The 18,556-nt window shown below is 64.7% G+C and carries 13 protein-coding genes; 5 read left to right on the top strand and 8 right to left on the bottom strand.

Annotation, left to right across the window (positions count from 1 at the left end; all coding sequences use genetic code 11):
• The first annotated feature begins 15 nt into the window (after window positions 1–15).
• Window positions 16–2,358: a ribonuclease R gene (gene rnr / locus Q4543_RS19755; protein ID WP_303441157.1), complete on the top strand. Its 2,343-nt coding sequence runs from the start codon at window positions 16–18 to the stop codon at window positions 2,356–2,358.
• 80 nt (window positions 2,359–2,438) lie between these two features.
• Here the strand turns inward: rnr and Q4543_RS19750 are convergent, their stop codons facing one another.
• From Q4543_RS19750 to gpmI, 4 genes are read right to left on the bottom strand one after another with little or no spacing between them, the layout of a single operon-like run.
• Complete coding sequence (locus Q4543_RS19750) at window positions 2,439–2,921, bottom strand: RNA pyrophosphohydrolase (RefSeq protein ID WP_303441156.1); 483 nt, start codon at window positions 2,919–2,921, stop codon at window positions 2,439–2,441.
• A gap of 49 nt (window positions 2,922–2,970) precedes the next feature.
• Window positions 2,971–4,314, bottom strand: a complete 1,344-nt coding sequence (locus tag Q4543_RS19745; RefSeq protein WP_303441155.1) for a S41 family peptidase — start codon at window positions 4,312–4,314, stop codon at window positions 2,971–2,973.
• A gap of 39 nt (window positions 4,315–4,353) precedes the next feature.
• A complete protein-coding gene (locus Q4543_RS19740; protein ID WP_303441178.1) occupies window positions 4,354–5,472 on the bottom strand; it encodes a murein hydrolase activator EnvC in 1,119 nt (372 codons plus the stop codon).
• Between the two features lie 5 nt (window positions 5,473–5,477).
• Window positions 5,478–6,995, bottom strand: coding sequence for a 2,3-bisphosphoglycerate-independent phosphoglycerate mutase (gpmI, locus tag Q4543_RS19735; RefSeq protein ID WP_303441154.1), 1,518 nt, complete (start codon window positions 6,993–6,995; stop codon window positions 5,478–5,480).
• A 293-nt stretch (window positions 6,996–7,288) separates the two neighbouring features.
• On the opposite strand from gpmI, the gene Q4543_RS19730 reads away from it, so the two are divergent.
• A complete protein-coding gene (locus Q4543_RS19730) occupies window positions 7,289–8,533 on the top strand; it encodes a lytic murein transglycosylase (protein ID WP_303441152.1) in 1,245 nt (414 codons plus the stop codon).
• A gap of 45 nt (window positions 8,534–8,578) precedes the next feature.
• Here Q4543_RS19730 and def (Q4543_RS19725) read toward each other — a convergent pair whose 3' ends face one another.
• The 3 genes from def (Q4543_RS19725) to def (Q4543_RS19715) are packed head-to-tail and all read right to left on the bottom strand — an operon-like array spanning window position 8,579 to window position 10,082.
• A complete protein-coding gene (gene def / locus Q4543_RS19725) occupies window positions 8,579–9,073 on the bottom strand; it encodes a peptide deformylase (protein ID WP_216001888.1) in 495 nt (164 codons plus the stop codon).
• Window positions 9,070–9,564 (bottom strand): peptide deformylase, encoded by a 495-nt coding sequence (gene def, locus Q4543_RS19720; protein WP_303441151.1) that lies wholly within the window; start codon window positions 9,562–9,564, stop codon window positions 9,070–9,072. The genes def (Q4543_RS19725) and def (Q4543_RS19720) overlap by 4 nt, the downstream gene beginning before the upstream one ends.
• The gene (gene def, locus Q4543_RS19715) at window positions 9,561–10,082 is read right to left on the bottom strand and encodes a peptide deformylase (RefSeq protein ID WP_303441150.1); all 522 of its coding nucleotides are present in this window, start codon (window positions 10,080–10,082) and stop codon (window positions 9,561–9,563) included. Before def (Q4543_RS19715) ends, def (Q4543_RS19720) begins: the two co-directional genes overlap by 4 nt.
• Window positions 10,083–10,211: 129 nt before the next feature.
• Between def (Q4543_RS19715) and Q4543_RS19710 the strand changes: the two genes are divergently transcribed.
• Window positions 10,212–11,387 (top strand): MalY/PatB family protein, encoded by a 1,176-nt coding sequence (locus Q4543_RS19710; RefSeq protein WP_303441147.1) that lies wholly within the window; start codon window positions 10,212–10,214, stop codon window positions 11,385–11,387.
• A gap of 51 nt (window positions 11,388–11,438) precedes the next feature.
• Here the strand turns inward: Q4543_RS19710 and aspS are convergent, their stop codons facing one another.
• Window positions 11,439–13,220 carry an aspartate--tRNA ligase gene (aspS, locus tag Q4543_RS19705; RefSeq protein WP_303441145.1) on the bottom strand — a complete coding sequence of 594 codons (1,782 nt, stop codon included), beginning with the start codon at window positions 13,218–13,220 and terminating at the stop codon, window positions 11,439–11,441.
• Between the two features lie 183 nt (window positions 13,221–13,403).
• On the opposite strand from aspS, the gene Q4543_RS19700 reads away from it, so the two are divergent.
• Together Q4543_RS19700 and carB are read left to right on the top strand one after the other, a co-directional pair.
• Window positions 13,404–14,636 (top strand): cyclopropane-fatty-acyl-phospholipid synthase family protein, encoded by a 1,233-nt coding sequence (locus tag Q4543_RS19700; protein WP_303441176.1) that lies wholly within the window; start codon window positions 13,404–13,406, stop codon window positions 14,634–14,636.
• A 241-nt stretch (window positions 14,637–14,877) separates the two neighbouring features.
• Entirely contained in the window at window positions 14,878–18,210 is a 3,333-nt protein-coding gene (gene carB / locus Q4543_RS19695; protein ID WP_303441143.1) for a carbamoyl-phosphate synthase large subunit, read from the top strand.
• Window positions 18,211–18,556 lie beyond the last annotated feature (346 nt).

The raw sequence follows: 18,556 nt of genomic DNA, 5'->3' as shown, positions 1-18,556 counted from the left end.
TGCTACGCGAAGATCATGAGCAAACTGCCCACCAAGACGGACATCCTTGACTGGATCTCCGCGAACCCGACCCTCACCTCCAAACGCGACATCGCCAAGGCGTTCGCGATCAAGGGGGCTGCCCGCATCGATCTCAAGCGTATCCTGAAGGAGCTTGAAACCGAAGGGCATCTGTCCAGACGCAGCAAGACCTACCGCGATCCCGATCGCCTGCCGCCGGTCACCGTGCTTCAGATCAAGGCACCGGATGACAACGGCGATCTGTTCGCGCAGCCGCTGGAATGGCATGGCGAGGGCGTCGAGCCGATCGTGCTGTTCGTGCCCCGCGCCACCGATCCGGCGCTTGGCGAAGGCGACCGCATCCTCGCCCGCGTTCAGGTGGTGCATGAGGGCGATCACAATTACGAGGCGCGGCTGATCCGCCGCATCGGCAACACCGCGCTGAAGGTTGTCGGCATCTTTCGCAAGACTGCCGAGGGAGGGCGCATCCTGCCCATCGACAAGGGCTCGGACAAGGAATGGACCGTCGCACCAGATGCCACCGGCGGCGCGCAAGACGGCGAGCTGGTCGAAGGCGAACAGGCTGGCCCGCGCAGCACCCGCATGGGCCTGCCGCGCGCGCGCATCACCCTGCGGCTTGGCGATCCGACCGCGCCGCGCGCCGTGTCGCTGATCGCCATCCACCAGCACGGCATCCCCGACGATTTCCCCGAATCGGTGCTGGCCGAGGCCGATGCCAAGGAACCGGCAGAACTGAAGGGCCGCACCGACCTGCGCGAGCTGCCGCTGATCACCATCGACCCCTCCGATGCGCGCGACCGCGACGACGCGGTGTTTGCGCAGGCCGATGACAACCCGAAGAACCCCGGCGGGCATGTGATCTGGGTCGCCATCGCCGACGTGGCGCATTACGTGCGCCCCGGCAGCAAGCTTGACCGCGAGGCCAAGCTGCGCGGCAATTCCAGCTATTTCCCCGACCGGGTGGTGCCGATGCTGCCCGACCGGCTGTCGGGCGATCTGTGTTCGCTGCACGAAGGCGTGCCGCGCGCCTGTATCGCCGTGCGCATGGTGATCAATGCGCAGGGCGACAAGATTTCGCATAAATTCGTGCGGGGCCTGATGCGCTCGGCCGCCGCGCTGAGCTATCAGCAGGTGCAGGCCGCGCAAGATGGCACGCCCGACGATGCCTGCGGCCCGCTGCTGGAACCGGTGATCCAACCGCTATACGCCGCCTACGAGGCGCTGCGCGAGGCGCGCGAGCGGCGGCAACCGCTGGATCTCGACCTGCCCGAACGGCGCGTGGTGCTGAGCGAGGACGGCGAGGTGACCTCGGTCAATTTCGTCACCCGGCTCGACGCGCACAGGCTGATCGAGGAATTCATGATCCTCGCCAATGTCTCTGCCGCCGAAGAGCTGATCGCGCGCCGCACGCCGCTGCTGTTCCGCGTCCACGAAGAGCCCCCCGCCGACAAGCTCGACAGCCTGCGCGAAACCGCCGAGGCGTCGGGCCTGACGCTGGCCAAGGGGCAGGTTCTCAAGACCGCGCATCTCAACAAGCTGCTGCACGACGCCGCCGGGCGCGAAGAGGCCGAGCTGATCAACCTTGCCACCCTGCGCAGCATGACGCAGGCCTATTATGCCCCAACCAATTTCGGGCATTTCGGGCTGGCGCTGCGCAATTACGGCCATTTCACCTCGCCGATCCGGCGTTACGCCGACCTGATCGTGCATCGCGGCCTGATCCGCGCCCATGGCTGGGGCGATGACGGGCTGACCGATGACGAGATCGAGCGTCTGGAACAGACCGGCCAGCAGATCAGCGACACCGAGCGGCGCAGCATGATGGCCGAGCGCGACACCACCGACCGCTATCTTGCGGCCTACCTGTCTGATCGGATCGGGGCGGAATTCGGCGGCCGCATCAGCGGCATCGCCAAGTTCGGTGTCTTTGTGAAGCTTGACGAGACCGGCGCCGACGGGCTTATCCCGATGCGCAACCTCGGCAATGAGTATTTCCATTTCGACCGCGACGCCGGCACGCTGATGGGGGCCGACAGTGGCATCATCATCGCGCTGGGTCAGCGGGTGAAGGTGCGCCTTGTCGACGCCGCCCCCGTGACCGGCGGCATCGGGCTGGAACTGCTTGAACTCGAAGACACCAAGATGCCGCAGGGGCGCGGACGCCCCTCGCGCGGCGGGTTCAAGGGCAAGCGCAACTGGGGCAAGGCGCCCAAACGCGGGCCGGGCAAGGGGCCGGGAACGCCTCCCGGACCAGAGAGACGTCAGGAATCCGTCGCGAAACGCAAGGATGCCAAGACCGCGCGCAAGGTCACCCGTCAGCGAAAGACCCGAGGCTGAAATCGGGGGCAGCGCCGTGCCACAGGCACTGCCCTCGCTCAACGCCGCGGGCGAGGATATGCCCCGCCCATGAAAAAGCTTCAGAGATGCCCGGCGAATTCGGCCAGCACCTTTGCATAGACTTCACGCTTGAACGGCACGATCTGGCCGACCAGTTCATCGGCGCTTAGCCAGCGCCAGATGGAAAATTCCGGGTGCTCGGTGGCGATGTTCACCTGATCGTCACTGCCGTGAAAGCGCAGCAGGAACCATTTCTGTTCCTGACCGCGATAGCGGCCCTTCCAGATCTTCGGCACGATGTGATGCGGCAGATCATACGGCAGCCAGTCGTCGGTTTCGGCCTCCACCGTCACCAGATCGGCATGCACCCCGGTTTCTTCCCAGAGTTCGCGCAGCGCGGCATCGCGCGGCGCCTCGCCCGGATCGACACCGCCCTGCGGCATCTGCCAGGCCGGCACCTCGCTGTCGAGACGCTGGCCGACAAAGACCTCGCCGCGCTCATTGACGAGCATCACGCCGACGCAGGGGCGATAGGGAAGTCTGGCGATGTCTTCAGGAGTCATGTCGGGGCCTTGCATGGATAGGGGCGGAAAAGTTTCCCGCCCCGTCTGATCACTCTGACTTGTCGATTTCAAGCACGTTGAGGCCCTTGAGGATGTCGATGGCATAGGCCAGCTGGTAATCCTCGATGCGCAGCGCAGCGGCGGCTTCGGCCTTGGCGCGGTCTTCCTCGATCTGCTGGATCTCGTCTTCGGTCAGGCTGTCGTTGTTCAGCGCGCCGCGCAGATCGGCCTCGGAGCGGCTGAACGGGTTGTTGCCCTCTTCGGCGTCGGTCGGGTTTTCCTTGGGCAGCGGCTGCTCGACGATGATGTCGGGCGACACGCCAAGCGCTTGGATCGAGCGGCCCGACGGGGTGTAATAGCGCGCCGTGGTCAGGCGCATCGCGCCATCGCCGCGCACCGGCATCACCGTCTGGACAGAGCCCTTGCCAAAGGTCTTGGTGCCAACCACCACCGCGCGGTGATGGTCTTTGAGCGCCCCGGCGACGATTTCCGACGCCGACGCCGAGCCGCCGTTGACCAGAACCACCATCGGCTTGCCGTTGGTCAGATCGCCCTCGGTTGCGTTGTAACGCTCGCCGTCCTGCGGATCGCGGCCACGGGTCGAGACGATTTCACCGGCGTTGAGGAAGGCATCCGACACTTTGATCGCCTGCGTCAGCAAACCGCCGGGGTTGTTGCGCAGGTCCAGCACGATCCCATTGACCGCGTCCAAGCCGCCGGCCTCTTCGATGCGGGCCTGAAGCCCCTCGGCAAGGTTGGGATAGGTCTGATCGTTGAACGTGGTCACGCGCAGCACCACGGTATCGCCTTCCAGACGGGTGCGCACCGCGGTCAGCTTGATGGTGTCGCGGGTGATCGACACGTCGAAGGGTTCATCGGCGCCTTCGCGCGCGATGGTGATGACGATTTCCGACCCCACCGGCCCGCGCATCAGGTCGACCGCCTCGTCCAGCGTCAGGCCCAGAACCGACTCGCCATCGACATGGGTGATGAAATCGCCCGACATGATGCCAGCCTCGGCGGCGGGGGTATCGTCGATCGGCGAGACCACCTTGACGAAGCCGTCCTCCTGCGTGACCTCGATCCCCAGACCGCCGAATTCGCCGCGCGTCTGCACGCGCATGTCTTCGGCATCCTCGGGCGGCAGGTAGCTGGAATGCGGATCGAGCGAGGTCAGCATGCCGTTGATGGCGGCCTCGATCAGATCCGACGGTTCGACATCTTCGACATACTGGGCGCGGATACGTTCGAAGATATCGCCAAAGAGATCGAGCTGCTCATAGACGCTGGCCTTGGAGGCCTGCTCCTGCGCCAACAGCGGTCCGACGAATTGCGTCGTCGCCACGACGCCTGCGATCGTCCCGCCAAGCGCGGCCATCACGAATTTGTTCATGCGCATCCTATCCCAAGTCTTCAATACATCGCCGGAATCCTACCGACCTGCGAACCAGATCAGCGGATCGACCGGTCCGTCGCCTTGCCTAACCTCTACATAGAGCGTTTCGGTGCGTCCAGCGCCAGTCGCTTCAACAGATGGTGACGCGCCCGGCGCGGCGTAGCTGCCGCCCATCAAGCCGACAGGGCTTCCCTCGGGCAGCACCTGCCCCGCGGCGCCATAGGTCACCTGCAACCCGGCCAGCACGAACAACAGGTCGGGCTGCGGCTCGAGGATCGTCACCAGCCCGTAATCGAGCAGCGGCCCGGCATAGCGCACCGTGGCGGCGGTGGGCGTGGTCACCAGCGCCTCGGGCTGGGTGGCGATGACAATGCCGGGGCGGGTGACCCCGGCGGCATCGGCCTCGCCCGCGCGGCGCAGGATCTGCCCTTGCACCGGAAGATCCAGCGCGCCCTTGCGATCATTGATCGGCGGCAGGGTGTTGAGCTTTTCATTCCCGGCGATCTCGGACAGGCCAGAGGCAAAGCCTTCGAGCGTTTCGGTGGCCGAGATCAGGATGGCGGTCTTCACCGGATCTTCGGTGAAGCGCAGCGGCAGGTCGGTGCGGTCGGCAATCGCCTGAGACAGCTCGGTTCGGGCCTGCTGCACGCCCGCCAGCCCGTCCTTCAGGGTTTCGGCGGCGTTTTGCTGCAACAGGCGCAGGTTCGTGACCTCGGTCAGATCGGCGCGGATGCGCTGCGCCTCGGCGCTCAGCCCCGGCGTCACCGAGGCCAGCATCATTCCGGCACGCGCCGCGCCCACCGGCCCCTGCGGGTGCAGCATTGCCGAGGGCGCGGCCCTGCCTCCCATGCTGGACAAGACGCCCAGCAGCTGGGCGATCTCGGTTTCCTGACTTTGCAGCTTGCGAGACAGCTCGGTTTCGCGGATCGCGGCCTCGCGCAGACCGTCGCGCATGGCGCCAAGCCCGGCCTCATAGGCCTTGACCGTCTGGGTCAGCGCGCTGACCCGGTCGCGGGCACTGTCGGCCCGGTCAAGCTGCAGCGACGCGTCTTCGAGCGCCCGCGCCGCCTGACGCGCGGCCTCGGCTTGATCTTGGGCCTGCGCGGGGGCTGCCAGCGCAAGCACCAGCGCCGCAAGCCCCCCGACGCGCCGCAGACGTGTCACTGAAGAAGGCTCTTGCCGGTCATTTCCTCGGGTTGCTCCAGCCCCATCAATTGCAGGATCGTCGGCGCGACATCGGCCAGCTTGCCATCACGCAGGGTAGCGCCCTCGGGCCCGCCCCAGACGATCACCGGCACAAGGTTGGTGGTATGCGCGGTATGCGGGCCGTTGGTGGCCTCGTCCCACATGGTTTCGCAATTGCCGTGATCGGCGATGATGACCATCGCACCGCCGGCTTTTTCCAGCGCCTCCAACACCTTGCCGAGCCCGTCATCGACCGCTTCGCAGGCCGCGATGGCGGCTTCGAGAACGCCGGTATGGCCAACCATGTCGGGGTTGGCGAAATTGGTGACGATCAGGTCGTATTTGCCGCTGTCGATGGCGGCGACGAATTTCTCGGCCACCTCGGGTTCCGACATTTCGGGCTGAAGATCATAAGTCGCGACCTTGGGGGACAGCGGCATGAACCGGTCCTCGCCCACCTCGGGCTCTTCCTTGCCGCCGTTCAGGAAGAACGTGACATGCGGATATTTCTCGGTCTCGGCAAGGCGGTACTGCTTCAGCCCATGTTTGGCGACCCATGCGCCAAGGGTGTTGACGATCTTCCGCTTGGGATAGGCCGCGCTCATGTAGGCGCTATGCGCATCGGAATATTCGACCATGCCGAGCAGCGCGCAAAGCTGGGGCTGGCTGCGATCAAACCCGTCGAACGCCGGATCGCCGATGGCCTGAAGGATCTCTCGCGCGCGGTCGGCACGGAAGTTGAGGCAGAACAGCCCATCGCCCGCCTGCGCCCCCGCGTAGCCGTCGATGATCGTGGCGGGGATGAATTCGTCGGTCTTGTCCTTGGCGTAGCTCTGCGACACGGCGGTCACGGCGTCGGGCGCGCTGTCACCCTTGCCAAGGATCATTGCGTTGTAGGCCTGCTCGACCCGCTCCCAGCGGTTGTCACGGTCCATCGCGTAATAGCGGCCAATGACGGTGCCGATGCTGGCGGTCTTGGGGAGCGCGTCGCTCAGTTGCTTCACGAACGCCTCGCCCGATTTCGGCGCAACATCGCGCCCGTCGGTGATGGCGTGCAGGACGACCTTGCAGCCAAGATCGGTGAGCATGGTCACCGCCGCCTTGATATGTTCGATATGCCCGTGCACGCCGCCGTCGGACACCACGCCCATGATATGCGCGGTGCCTGCCGCAGCTTTGACCTTTGCCGCGAAATCCTTGATCTCGGCATTGTCGAAAAACGTGCCATCCTCGATGGCAAGGTCGATCTGTCCAAGATCCATCGCCACAACGCGCCCGGCGCCGATATTGGTGTGCCCGACCTCGGAATTGCCCATCTGCCCGCTCGGCAGGCCCACTTCGGGGCCAAAGGTCACCAGCGTGGCGTGGGGGCAGCTGGCATAGAGCCTGTCCATATTGGGGGTGCGGGCAAGCTTGGGGGCGTTGAACGCCGCATCCTCGCGCAGGCCCCATCCGTCGAGAATGGTCAGAACAACGGGTTTCGGCGTGGTCATGTTCGGGCCCTCCTGATGCGCTCCGGGCAGGCTTAGCAGGGTTGCACAGAGATGTGGAGAGGATGCGGTGCCCCAAGCGCCCGGTCGTCATATCCTGCGCCCAAACCATGCAAACGCCGGGCCGAATGGCATCCGGGTGCCGTTGCGGTTCGGGCGTGCGTGCCGCGCAGCAAGCTGGGCGATGGGCAGGGTGAAGGGGTGGGCGAAAACCCGCCCGCCCGGCTTGCCGCGACCTTGGCGCCAAGGCACAGTGCCTGCCAAGAACCACCCACGAAACGAGGGGACGAGGCAGAATGCAGGTCACGAGACGAATGGCACTACTCAGCGGCGGCGCAATGGCGCTGCTGGCAGGATGCGGAGGCGGCGCGAACATCGCGCCCATGGGCGGCGGCACGATCGACCCCGACCTGCTGCCGCAACCCAACCCCGGCTGGAACGCATGGGTGGCGAATTTCCGTAGCCGCGCCATGGCAGAGGGGATCTCGGGCGCGACGCTGGATGCGGCGTTCCGCGGCGCAGGCTACCTGCCCGGCGTCGTCACCCGCGACCGCAGCCAGACCGAATTCACCCGCTCGCTTGAGGATTACTTCGCCATCGCAGCGTCGGAGACCAAGGTCGCGACCGGGCGCGCGATGCTGTCGCGCCATGGCGCGCTGCTGCGCGAGATCGAGATGCGCTATGGCGTGCCCGCGCAGGTGGTCACGGCGATCTGGGGCATGGAAAGCAATTACGGCGCCCGGCGAGGGGATATCCCGGTGGTATCCTCGACCTCGACGCTGGCCTTTGACGGGCGGCGCGGCGCGTTCTTTGAAAAGCAGCTGATCGCGGCGTTGGGGATCATCCAGCGCGGCGACGTGCCCGCATCGCGCCTGACCGGCAGCTGGGCCGGGGCGATGGGCCACACCCAGTTCATCCCGACCACGTTCCAAGCCTATGCGGTGGATTTCCGCGGCGACGGGCACCGCGACATCTGGTCGGACGATCCAACCGACGGGCTGGCCTCGACGGCGCATTACCTGTCGAAAAGCGGCTGGCGGATGGGCGAGCCCTGGGGCCTTGAGGTGCGCCTGCCCGCCGGATTTTCGGCGGGGCAGACCGGGCGTGGCACGACACGGTCGGACTGGGGCACGATGGGCGTGACGGCGGCCTCGGGCGGGCGCCTGCCGTCGCTCAGCGGGTCTATCCTTGCGCCCGCTGGCATCGGTCGACCGGCGTTTCTGGTGTTCCGCAACTTTGGGGCGATCCTGCGCTACAACAATGCCGAGAAATATGGGCTGGGTGTTGGCCATCTGTCGGATCGAATCGCCGGGGCCGGCCCGCTGCGCGGCACTTTCCCGCCGGACCAATACGGCTTTACCAAGGATGACCGGGTCGAATTGCAGACCCTGCTGTCGCGGCGCGGCTTCGATCTGGGCACGCCCGACGGGGTGTTTGGCAGCAAGACCGAGTCGGCGGTGTCGGCCTATCAGGCGCGCGAGGGGCTGGCGGTGACCGGACAGCCATCGCGCGCGCTGCTGGAAAGGCTGCGCCGAGGCTGACCGGGGGCCGGGTCTGGATCTTTCAGCGCAAAGATCCAGACCGTTTCAGCGCTGCTTTTTTGCCCGCCGGATCAGAATGTCGCGCTTTGTCTTCGACAGATGGTCAAAGAACATCTTGCCATTCAGGTGGTCGATCTGGTGCTGGACGCTGGTCGCCCAGAGGCCGATGAAATCCCGCTCTTCGATCTCGCCCGTCTCGTTCAGAAACCGCACCGTCACCGCGCGCGGCCGCTCGATCGCGGCCCAGACGCCGGGAAGGTTCGGGCTGGCCTCGTCATGGCTGCGCAGCTTGACGCTTGCGTGCAGAACCTCGGGGTTGGCCATGCGCACCGGCTGGCCACGCTCTTCGGAGGCATCGACCACCGCCAGTCGCAGCATCACGCCGATCTGCGGGGCGCCCAGGCCAACGCCGGGCATTGCTTCCATCGTGTCGATCATGTCGCGCCAGATGGCGCGGATCTCGTCGGTGATCGCCTCGACCGGGGCCGCGGGCGTGCGCAGCCGCTTGTCAGGCCATGGGATGCAGGGGCGCGCGGTCATTGCGCTGCCTCATAGCCGCGCTGCAGCGCCTTGGCGTCTTCGGGCGAAAGCCGGTCGAAATGCACCAGCCCATCGAGATGGTCGTATTCGTGCTGCGCCACGATGGCCTCGGCCCCCTCAAAGCGGCGCTCTTGCCGCACGCCTGCAAGGTCGGTAAAGCGCATCTCCACCCAGACCGGGCGGCGCACCTGCGCCGTCACGCCGGGGATCGACAGGCAGCCCTCGGGGCCCGTCGCGGTTTCGCCCGAAACCTCGGTGATCTCGGGGTCGATGCAGGCGATGGGGGTCATCTCGCCGTCTTTCCAGCCCGCATCCATCACGAAGACCCGTTGCAGTACTCCGATCTGCGGCGCGGCCAGCCCCCGCCCCGGCGCGTCGTACATGGTTTCGAACAGATCGCCCACCAGCGCCTTGATCGTGGCCGGATCGGCGGCGGCGCAGGGCTGCGTCAGCCGCGGATCGGGCCATAGCAGAACCGGACGCACGCTCATCCCCGCGCCCGATCGCGCTTGAACTTGACCATCTTGCGGGTGATCAGCTGTCGCTTCAGCGGCTTGAGGTAGTCGATGAACAGCTTGCCATCGAGATGGTCGATCTCGTGCTGCACGCAGGTGGCCCAAAGCCCATCGAATTCCTCGCGCTGCGCATTGCCATTCGCGTCCATCCATTCGACATCGACCAGCTTCGGCCGCTCGACATCGGCGTATTGGTCGGGGATCGACAGGCAGCCCTCTTCGTAGACATTGCGCTCGTCCGAGCTTGCCAGCACCCGCGGGTTGAACATGACGAGGGGCCGCGCCTCTTCACCGTTGTCGGATTTGGCGCAATCCAGCACGATCAGCCGCGACAGGATGCCGATCTGCGGCGCCGCCAGCCCGATACCGGGCGCGTCATACATGGTTTCCAGCATGTCATCGGCCAGAACGCGCAGATCGTCGGACAGATCTGGCACGGGCTCGCACAGCTTTTTCAGCCGCGGGTCGGGGTGGATGAGGATGTTGCGTTTCATGCGGCTCCTCTAGGCGCTTTCATGCTTCTGATCTAGGAAAAAGCGCCCGTTTTCGCAAGCGCCGGGGCTTGCGCTCGGCACGGCAGGGGGTACCGTTCGCACGCGAACAACTCAAAGGATCTCCCCCCGATGACCAGCCGCTTCGATGAAGTGATCGACCGCAAGGGCACGCATAGTGCCAAGTGGGACAAGATGGAAAGCCTGTATGGCGTGTCGCCCGATGACGGCCTTGCGATGTGGGTGGCGGATATGGATTTCCGCCCGCCAGATTGTGTGCAGGCGGCGCTTCGGGGCATGCTCGATCACGGCCTCTACGGCTATTTCGGCGACGATTCGGCCTATCTGAACGCGATTCAGTGGTGGATGTCGCATCGCCACGGCTGGGAGCTGTCGCCCGACTGGATCTTTACCACCCACGGGCTGGTCAACGGCACCGGCCTCTGCGTCGAGACATGGACCCAGCCGGGCGACGCGGTGGTGCTGTTCACGCCGGTCTACCACGCCTTTCACCGCATCATCAAAGCCGCGGGCCGCGAGGTGCGCGAGCTGCCGCTGGCACAGGTCGATGGCCGCTACGAGATGGATTTCAGCGCCTATGACGCGCTGATGACCGGCAGCGAAAAGCTGCTGGTGCTGTGCTCGCCGCACAATCCGGGCGGGCGCGTCTGGACCCGCGCCGAGCTGGAGCAGGTGGCGGAATTTGCCCGCAAGCACGATCTGGTGCTGGTCTCGGACGAGATTCACCACGACCTGATCATGCCCGGCCACAGCCACACGCCGATGGCGCTGATCGACGGCATCAAAGACCGGCTGGTCATGATGACCGCGACCACCAAGACCTTCAACATCGCCGGATCGCATACCGGCAACGTCATCATCCCGGATGAAAAGCTGCGCGCGCAGTTCGCGGCAAAGATGGCAGGGCTTGGCCTGTCGCCCAACAGCTTTGGCCTGATCATGGCGACGGCAGCCTATTCGCCCGAGGGCGCCGAGTGGGTGGATGCGCTGAACCTGTATCTGGATAGCAACCGCAAGCTTTTCGACGCGGCGGTGAGTGCGATTCCGGGGCTGACGACGATGCCGCTGGAAGCGACCTATCTGTCCTGGGTGGATTTTGGCGCGCTTGGCATGGACGACGCCGAGATCGCCCGCCGCGTTCAGCAAGAGGCGCGGATTGCCCCCAACCACGGCGCGCCCTTCGGCAAGGGCGGCGAGACATGGCTGCGCTTTAACATCGCGACCCCGCGCGCGCGGGTGATCGAGGCGGGCGAGCGGCTTCAGGCGGCCTTTGCCGACCTTCAGTAACGCAAACGGCGCGCCCCGAGGGGCGCGCCGCTGTCATACCATGTGGCGAAATTATTCCTGCGGGATCAGCCGCAGCGACAATTCCATCAGCTGATCCGAGGAGGCTTCGGAGGGCGCGGCCATCATCAGGTCTTCGGCGCGCTGGTTCATCGGGAACATGATGACCTCGCGGATGTTGGACGTTCCGGCCAGCAGCATGACGATGCGGTCGATCCCGGCGGCGCAGCCCCCGTGCGGCGGGGCGCCGTACTGGAATGCGTTATACAGACCCTGAAAGCGCTTCTTCACCTCGTCTTCGCCGTAACCGGCGATTTCGAACGCCTTGAGCATCAGGTCGGGCTTGTGGTTGCGGATCGCGCCGGACACCAGTTCATAGCCGTTGCAGGCCAGATCGTACTGGTAACCCTTGACCGCGAGCGGATCGCCCTGCAGCGCCTCCATCCCGCCTTGCGGCATCGAGAACGGGTTGTGCTCGAAGTCGATCTTGCCGGTTTCCTCGTCCTTTTCGTAGATCGGGAAATCCACGATCCATGCAAAGGCAAAGCGGTTCTTGTCGGTCAGCCCCAGATCTTCGCCGATGACATCGCGCGCCTTGCCGGCAACGCGCTGGAATGCCTGCGGCTTGCCGCCAAGGAAGAATGCCGCATCGCCGACGCCAAGGCCCAGCTGCTGCCGGATCGCTTCGGTGCGCTCGGGGCCGATGTTCTTGGCCAGCGGGCCAGCGGCTTCCATGCCCTGCCCCTGATCGCGCCAGAAGATATAGCCCATGCCGGGCAGACCCTCTTTCTGGGCAAAGGCGTTCATCCGGTCGCAGAACTTGCGCGAGCCGCCAGTGGGGGCAGGAATGGCGCGAATTTCCGTGCCGTCCTGTTCCAGCAGCTTGGCGAAGATCGCAAAGCCGGAGCCGCGGAAATGCTCGGAGACGTCCTGCATCTCGATCGGGTTGCGCAGGTCGGGCTTGTCGGTGCCGTATTTCAGCGCCGCTTCCTTGTAGGGAATCTGCGGCCATGTTTCGGGCGCGTCAACCTTGGCGCCCTCGCCGAATTCCTCGAACACGCCTGCGATCACCGGCGAGACCGTGTCGAACACGTCCTGCTGGGTGACAAAGCTCATTTCCACGTCGAGCTGGTAGAAATCGGTGGGCGAGCGGTCGGCGCGGGGGTCTTCGTCGCGGAAACAGGGCGCGATCTGGAAATACTTGTCGTAGCCCGACATCATGATCAGCTGCTTGAACTGCTGCGGCGCCTGCGGCAGGGCGTAGAACTTGCCCGGATGCAGACGGCTCGGCACGAGGAAGTCGCGCGCGCCTTCGGGGCTGGAGGCGGTGATGATCGGCGTCTGGTATTCGCGGAACGCCTTGTCCCACATGCGCTGGCGGATCGAGCGCACCACATCCGAGCGCAGCGTCATGTTGCGCTGCATCGCCTCGCGGCGCAGGTCGAGGTAGCGATAGCGCAGGCGGGTTTCCTCGGGGTATTCCTGATCGCCGAAGACCATCAGCGGCAGTTCGGCCGACTGGCCCAGCACCTCAATCCCGCGCACGAAGACTTCGACTTCGCCGGTAGGGATCTTGGCATTCACCAGCTCGGGGGCGCGGGCCTTGACCTCGCCGTCAATGCGGATGCACCATTCGCTGCGCACCTTCTCGACATCGGCAAAGGCCGGGCTGTCGGGATCGCAAAGCACCTGCGTGATGCCATAATGGTCGCGCAGGTCGATGAAGAGAATGCCGCCGTGGTCGCGGACGCGGTTGACCCAGCCCGACAGGCGGACGGTTTCGCCCACGTTGTCCTTGCTGAGCGCGGCACAGCTGTGCGTGCGGTAGGCGTGCATATCGGATGCCCCTTGGAAACTGCCGGAAAGTCAGGCGCCGATACACCTTGTGCCGCCCCGGAAGTCAAGGGATGCGCGTCGGAACTTGCCGAAAAGACCAAGCGTTTTAACGTTTGGCGATGCCCTGCGCGTGGCATCACGCCGGGGTGTTCCTTGCAAATCCTACGCATGGGGGTGCTCGAGATGTGGAAGACCGTGCTCGACAAGATGTTGAGAAAGCTGATCGTGGTCGGTCGGATCAGGGTAACATGGCCGGATGGCGAGCTGCGAAGCTATGGGCCGGGAGGCTCGCTTGAAGCCGAAGTCCGGCTGGCGGACGACAGCATCGTGAAAGATCTCGCAAAGCGGCCGGTGATGGCGCTGGGAGAGGGCTACATGGACGGGCGGCTGGTGGTGGCGCCCGAGGCGCTCTACGATTTTCTGGCGCTGCTGATCCGCAATCAGCAACAGGGCGACATGCCCGGATGGTTCGATGCGGTGCAGGCGCTGCGCAGCTGGACGCGCAGTATCGAACAGCGCAACTCTCCGAAACGAAGCCAGCGCAACGTGCATCACCATTACGACATTTCCGATGACCTCTACCGGCTCTTCCTTGACGCCGACATGCAGTATTCCTGCGCCTACTGGGCCCACCCGGAGATGACGCTGGAACAGGCGCAGGCAGCAAAAAAGCAGCACATCGCCCGCAAGCTGCGGATCACGCCCGGCATGTCAGTGCTGGATATCGGCTGCGGCTGGGGCGGCATGGCGCTGACGCTGGCGCGCGATTACAGGGCGAAGGTGACCGGCGTGACCCTGTCCGAGAACCAGCTTGCCACGGCGCGGGCGCGGGCCAAGGCGGCAGGGCTGGAGGACTCGGTGAACTTCGTGCTGCGCGATTACCGCAAGGTCGAGCGGACCTATGACCGGATCGTCTCGGTCGGGATGCTCGAACATGTCGGCTACCCGCAGCTGGATGTGTATTTCGCCAAGCTGCACGATATTCTGGCCCCCGACGGGATCGCGCTGATCCACACCATCGGCCATGTCTCGGAGCCGCGGCCAACGTCGAAATGGCTCGACAAGTACATCTTTCCCGGCGGCTATATTCCATCGCTATCCGAGGTCTCGGCCTCGATCGAGAAAAGCGGCCTTTGGGCGGCGGATGTCGAGGTGCTGCGCGGCCATTACGGCCCGACGCTGCATCACTGGCGGCAACGCTTCGAAGCCGCGCTGCCGCAGGTGCGCGCGATGTATGACGAGACCTTCGTGCGGATGTGGCGGTTTTACCTCGTGGCCTGCGAAGCCAGTTTCGAAGAGATGTTTCAGGGGGTGTTCCACCTGCAACTGTCGCACCGGCAATATGCCGTACCGACGACCCGCGATTATCTCTACCACGATGATGCGCCCGCACGGCTGGGCCACGCCGCCCAGTAAGCACCGCCCCCACCGAAGAATTTTCGCCGGTGAATTCTGCGCGCCCGGCGCGGCGCCCATCAGGATCTTTCGCAAGAGGTTTCCCGGCCCTGCGAGCGGTAGCAATCGGCGGCGGATTAGGGTTGCGTGGCCCCCGCGCTTCTCTATAACGCACGACAATTTGCGGGTTGCAGCGTCTCCCCCGCCGCTTCCCCGTGCCCGTCGCATACGCGCCAGAACACCCAAAGCCAGAGGTCGAACGATGCCCAAAAGAACCGATATCAAGTCCATTATGATCATCGGCGCCGGGCCCATCATCATCGGCCAGGCCTGCGAATTCGATTACTCTGGCGCACAGGCCTGCAAGGCGCTGCGCGAAGAAGGCTACCGCGTCATTCTGGTGAACTCGAATCCCGCGACGATCATGACCGATCCGGGCCTTGCCGATGCCACCTATATCGAACCCATCACCCCCGAGGTGGTCGCCAAGATCATCGAAAAGGAACGCCCCGACGCGCTGCTGCCGACCATGGGCGGGCAGACCGGGCTCAACACCTCGCTGAAGCTCGAGGAAATGGGCGTGCTTGCCAAATACGGCGTCGAGATGATCGGCGCCAAGCGCGAGGCCATCGAGATGGCCGAAGACCGCGCCCTGTTCCGCGAGGCGATGGACCGCATCGGGCTGGAAAACCCCGCCGCCACCATCGTCACCGCGCCGAAAAAGCCGAGTGGCAAGGCCGACCTGGATGCCGGGGTCGCGATTGCGCTTGAAGCGCTGGAAACCATCGGCCTGCCCGCGATCATCCGCCCCGCCTTTACCCTTGGGGGCACTGGCGGCGGCGTCGCCTACAACCGCGAAGATTACATCCATTACTGCCGCACCGGCATGGATGCCTCGCCGGTGAACCAGATCCTCGTCGACGAATCGCTTCTGGGCTGGAAGGAATTCGAGATGGAGGTGGTGCGCGACAAAGCCGACAACGCCATCATCGTCTGCGCCATCGAAAACGTCGATCCCATGGGCGTGCACACCGGCGATTCGATCACCGTCGCCCCGGCGCTGACCCTGACCGACAAGGAATACCAGATCATGCGCAACGGCAGCATCGCCGTTCTGCGCGAGATCGGCGTGGAAACCGGCGGATCCAACGTGCAATGGGCGATCAACCCGGAAAACGGCCGCATGGTGGTGATCGAGATGAACCCGCGGGTGTCGCGCTCCTCGGCGCTGGCGTCCAAGGCGACCGGTTTTCCGATTGCGAAAATCGCCGCCAAGCTGGCCGTCGGCTACACGCTCGACGAGCTCGACAATGACATCACCAAGGTGACGCCCGCCAGCTTCGAGCCGACCATCGACTACGTGGTCACCAAGATCCCCAAGTTCGCCTTCGAGAAATTCCCCGGCTCCGAGCCGCACCTCACCACCGCGATGAAATCCGTGGGCGAGGCGATGGCCATTGGCCGCACCATCCACGAGTCGCTGCAAAAGGCGCTGGCTTCGATGGAATCCGGCCTCACCGGGTTCGATGAGATCGAAATCGACGGTGCCCCCGAGAAAAGCGCCGTGATCAAGGCGATCTCCAAACAGACCCCCGACCGCATGCGCACCATCGCGCAGGCCATGCGCCACGGCCTGTCCAATGATGAGATCCACGCCGTCACCATGTTCGACCCGTGGTTTCTTGCCCGCATCCGCGAAATCGTCGATGCCGAAGCCGAGGTGCGCGAAAACGGCCTGCCGCAGGACGAAGACGGGCTGCGCATGCTCAAGATGATGGGCTTCACCGATGCCCGCCTCGCCAAGCTGACCGGGTTCAGCGAAAAGGACGTGCGCAAGCGCCGCATCGCGCTTGGCGTTACCGCCGTGTTCAAGCGCATCGACACCTGCGCCGCCGAATTCGAAGCGCAGACCCCCTACATGTATTCCACCTACGAAGAGCCGATGATGGGCGAGGTCGAATGCGAATCCCGCCCCTCGGATCGCAAGAAGGTGGTGATCCTTGGCGGTGGCCCGAACCGCATCGGGCAAGGTATCGAATTCGACTATTGCTGCTGTCACGCCTGCTTCGCGCTGTCGGATGTCGGCTACGAAACCATCATGATCAACTGCAACCCCGAGACCGTGTCGACCGATTACGACACCTCGGACCGGCTCTATTTCGAACCGCTGACCTTTGAACACGTGATGGAGATCCTGCGGGTTGAGCTGGAAAACGGCACGCTGCATGGTGTCATCGTGCAGTTCGGCGGCCAGACCCCACTGAAGCTGGCCGACGCGCTCGAGGCCGAGGGCATCCCGATCCTTGGCACCACCCCCGACGCCATCGACCTTGCCGAAGACCGCGAGCGGTTTCAGGCGCTGGTCAACCAGCTTGGCCTGAAGCAGCCCAAGAACGGCATCGCCTCCACCGACGCGCAGGCGCTGGCGATTGCCGAGGACATCGGCTTCCCGCTGGTGATCCGCCCGTCCTATGTGCTGGGCGGGCGCGCGATGGAGATCGTGCGCGACATGGCGCATCTGGAACGCTACATCCGCGAGGCGGTGGTGGTGTCCGGCGACAGCCCGGTGCTGCTCGATCACTACCTGTCTGGCGCAACCGAGCTTGACGTCGATGCGCTCTGCGACGGCGAGTCGGTGCATGTCACCGGCATCATGCAGCACATCGAAGAGGCCGGCGTGCATTCCGGCGACTCGGCCTGCTCGCTGCCGCCCTACTCGCTGAGCCGCGACATCATCAAAGAGATCGAGCGGCAGACCGAGGCGCTGGCCATCGCGCTGCACGTGGTCGGGTTGATGAACGTGCAATTCGCGGTCAAGGGCACCGACATCTACCTGATCGAGGTGAACCCCCGCGCCTCGCGCACCGTTCCCTTTGTCGCCAAGGCCACCGACAGCGCCATCGCCTCCATCGCGGCGCGGATCATGGCGGGCGAAAAGCTCTCGGCCTTCCCGCTGCGCGAGGGCTACGCGACCGACACCGACTACGACACCGATGTGCCGATGGCCGACCCGATGACCCTCGCCGATCCGAACATGCCTTGGTATTCGGTAAAAGAGGCGGTGCTGCCCTTCGCCCGTTTCCCCGGCGTCGACACCATTCTTGGCCCGGAAATGCGCTCGACCGGCGAAGTCATGGGCTGGGACCGCTCCTTCCCGCGCGCCTTCCTCAAGGCGCAGATGGGCGCGGGCACCGATCTGCCCACCGAAGGCGCGGTGTTCTTCTCGGTCAAGGATGCCGACAAGACCGAACAGATGCTGGAAGCGGCGCAGGTGCTTTCGGCCATGGGCTTTACCATCATCGCAACCGGCGGCACGGCGGCGTTCTTCGAAGCGGGCGGCGTCAACATCGAGCGGGTGAAGAAGGTCTATGAAGGCCGCCCCAACGTGGTCGACCTGATGAAGGACGGCGGCATCCAGCTGGTGCTGAACACCACCGAAGGCGCGGCCTCGGTCGAGGACTCACGCGAAATCCGCTCCGTCGCGCTTTACGACAAGATCCCCTACTTCACCACCGCCGCCGGCGCCCATGCCGCGGTGATGGCGATGAAATCCCGCGAAGAAGGCGAGATCGTGGTGAAGTCGTTGCAGGGCTGACACAAATGGAGAGAGCCGAGCAAGAGCGCTGGCTATCTCCACGTCAAGTGGAGATGATGCGAACGCTTTTGCGAGGCGGAGCGTACCCGACGCGAGAGCGTGCGCAATTCAATGGCGGTTCCCGTTGCTGTACTGTCTTTTGCTGCTTTCCGAATGGGAGCCGTAGCAAGCAATTATAGCATTGAATTTTCAAAAGATGCGCCAACGTGGTCAGCGCTTCTCGGTATTTCCCTGACAGGGTTCGCAACGATTACGTTGCTGCTCGCATTGGGCTCTGTTGCACAAAGCCGCTGATGGCCAAGCTGCCCCTTCCCCCGGACACACTTATCCTACAGCCTCGGTCACG

Source organism: Salipiger sp. 1_MG-2023, assembly GCF_030547555.1.
Lineage (GTDB): Bacteria > Pseudomonadota > Alphaproteobacteria > Rhodobacterales > Rhodobacteraceae > Salipiger.
The sequence above is the reverse complement of the archived record's forward strand: the minus strand, read 5'-3'. Positions and strand labels throughout refer to the sequence as shown.

Coding starts and splice junctions, on each gene's coding strand:
- rnr (WP_303441157.1), top strand. CDS start 16: ATGAGCAAACTGCCCACCAAGACGGACATCCTTGACTGGATCTCCGCG.
- Q4543_RS19750 (WP_303441156.1), bottom strand. CDS start 2,921: ATGACTCCTGAAGACATCGCCAGACTTCCCTATCGCCCCTGCGTCGGC.
- Q4543_RS19745 (WP_303441155.1), bottom strand. CDS start 4,314: ATGAACAAATTCGTGATGGCCGCGCTTGGCGGGACGATCGCAGGCGTC.
- gpmI (WP_303441154.1), bottom strand. CDS start 6,995: ATGACCACGCCGAAACCCGTTGTTCTGACCATTCTCGACGGATGGGGC.
- Q4543_RS19730 (WP_303441152.1), top strand. CDS start 7,289: ATGCAGGTCACGAGACGAATGGCACTACTCAGCGGCGGCGCAATGGCG.
- def (WP_216001888.1), bottom strand. CDS start 9,073: ATGACCGCGCGCCCCTGCATCCCATGGCCTGACAAGCGGCTGCGCACG.
- def (WP_303441151.1), bottom strand. CDS start 9,564: ATGAGCGTGCGTCCGGTTCTGCTATGGCCCGATCCGCGGCTGACGCAG.
- def (WP_303441150.1), bottom strand. CDS start 10,082: ATGAAACGCAACATCCTCATCCACCCCGACCCGCGGCTGAAAAAGCTG.
- Q4543_RS19710 (WP_303441147.1), top strand. CDS start 10,212: ATGACCAGCCGCTTCGATGAAGTGATCGACCGCAAGGGCACGCATAGT.
- aspS (WP_303441145.1), bottom strand. CDS start 13,220: ATGCACGCCTACCGCACGCACAGCTGTGCCGCGCTCAGCAAGGACAAC.
- Q4543_RS19700 (WP_303441176.1), top strand. CDS start 13,404: ATGTGGAAGACCGTGCTCGACAAGATGTTGAGAAAGCTGATCGTGGTC.
- carB (WP_303441143.1), top strand. CDS start 14,878: ATGCCCAAAAGAACCGATATCAAGTCCATTATGATCATCGGCGCCGGG.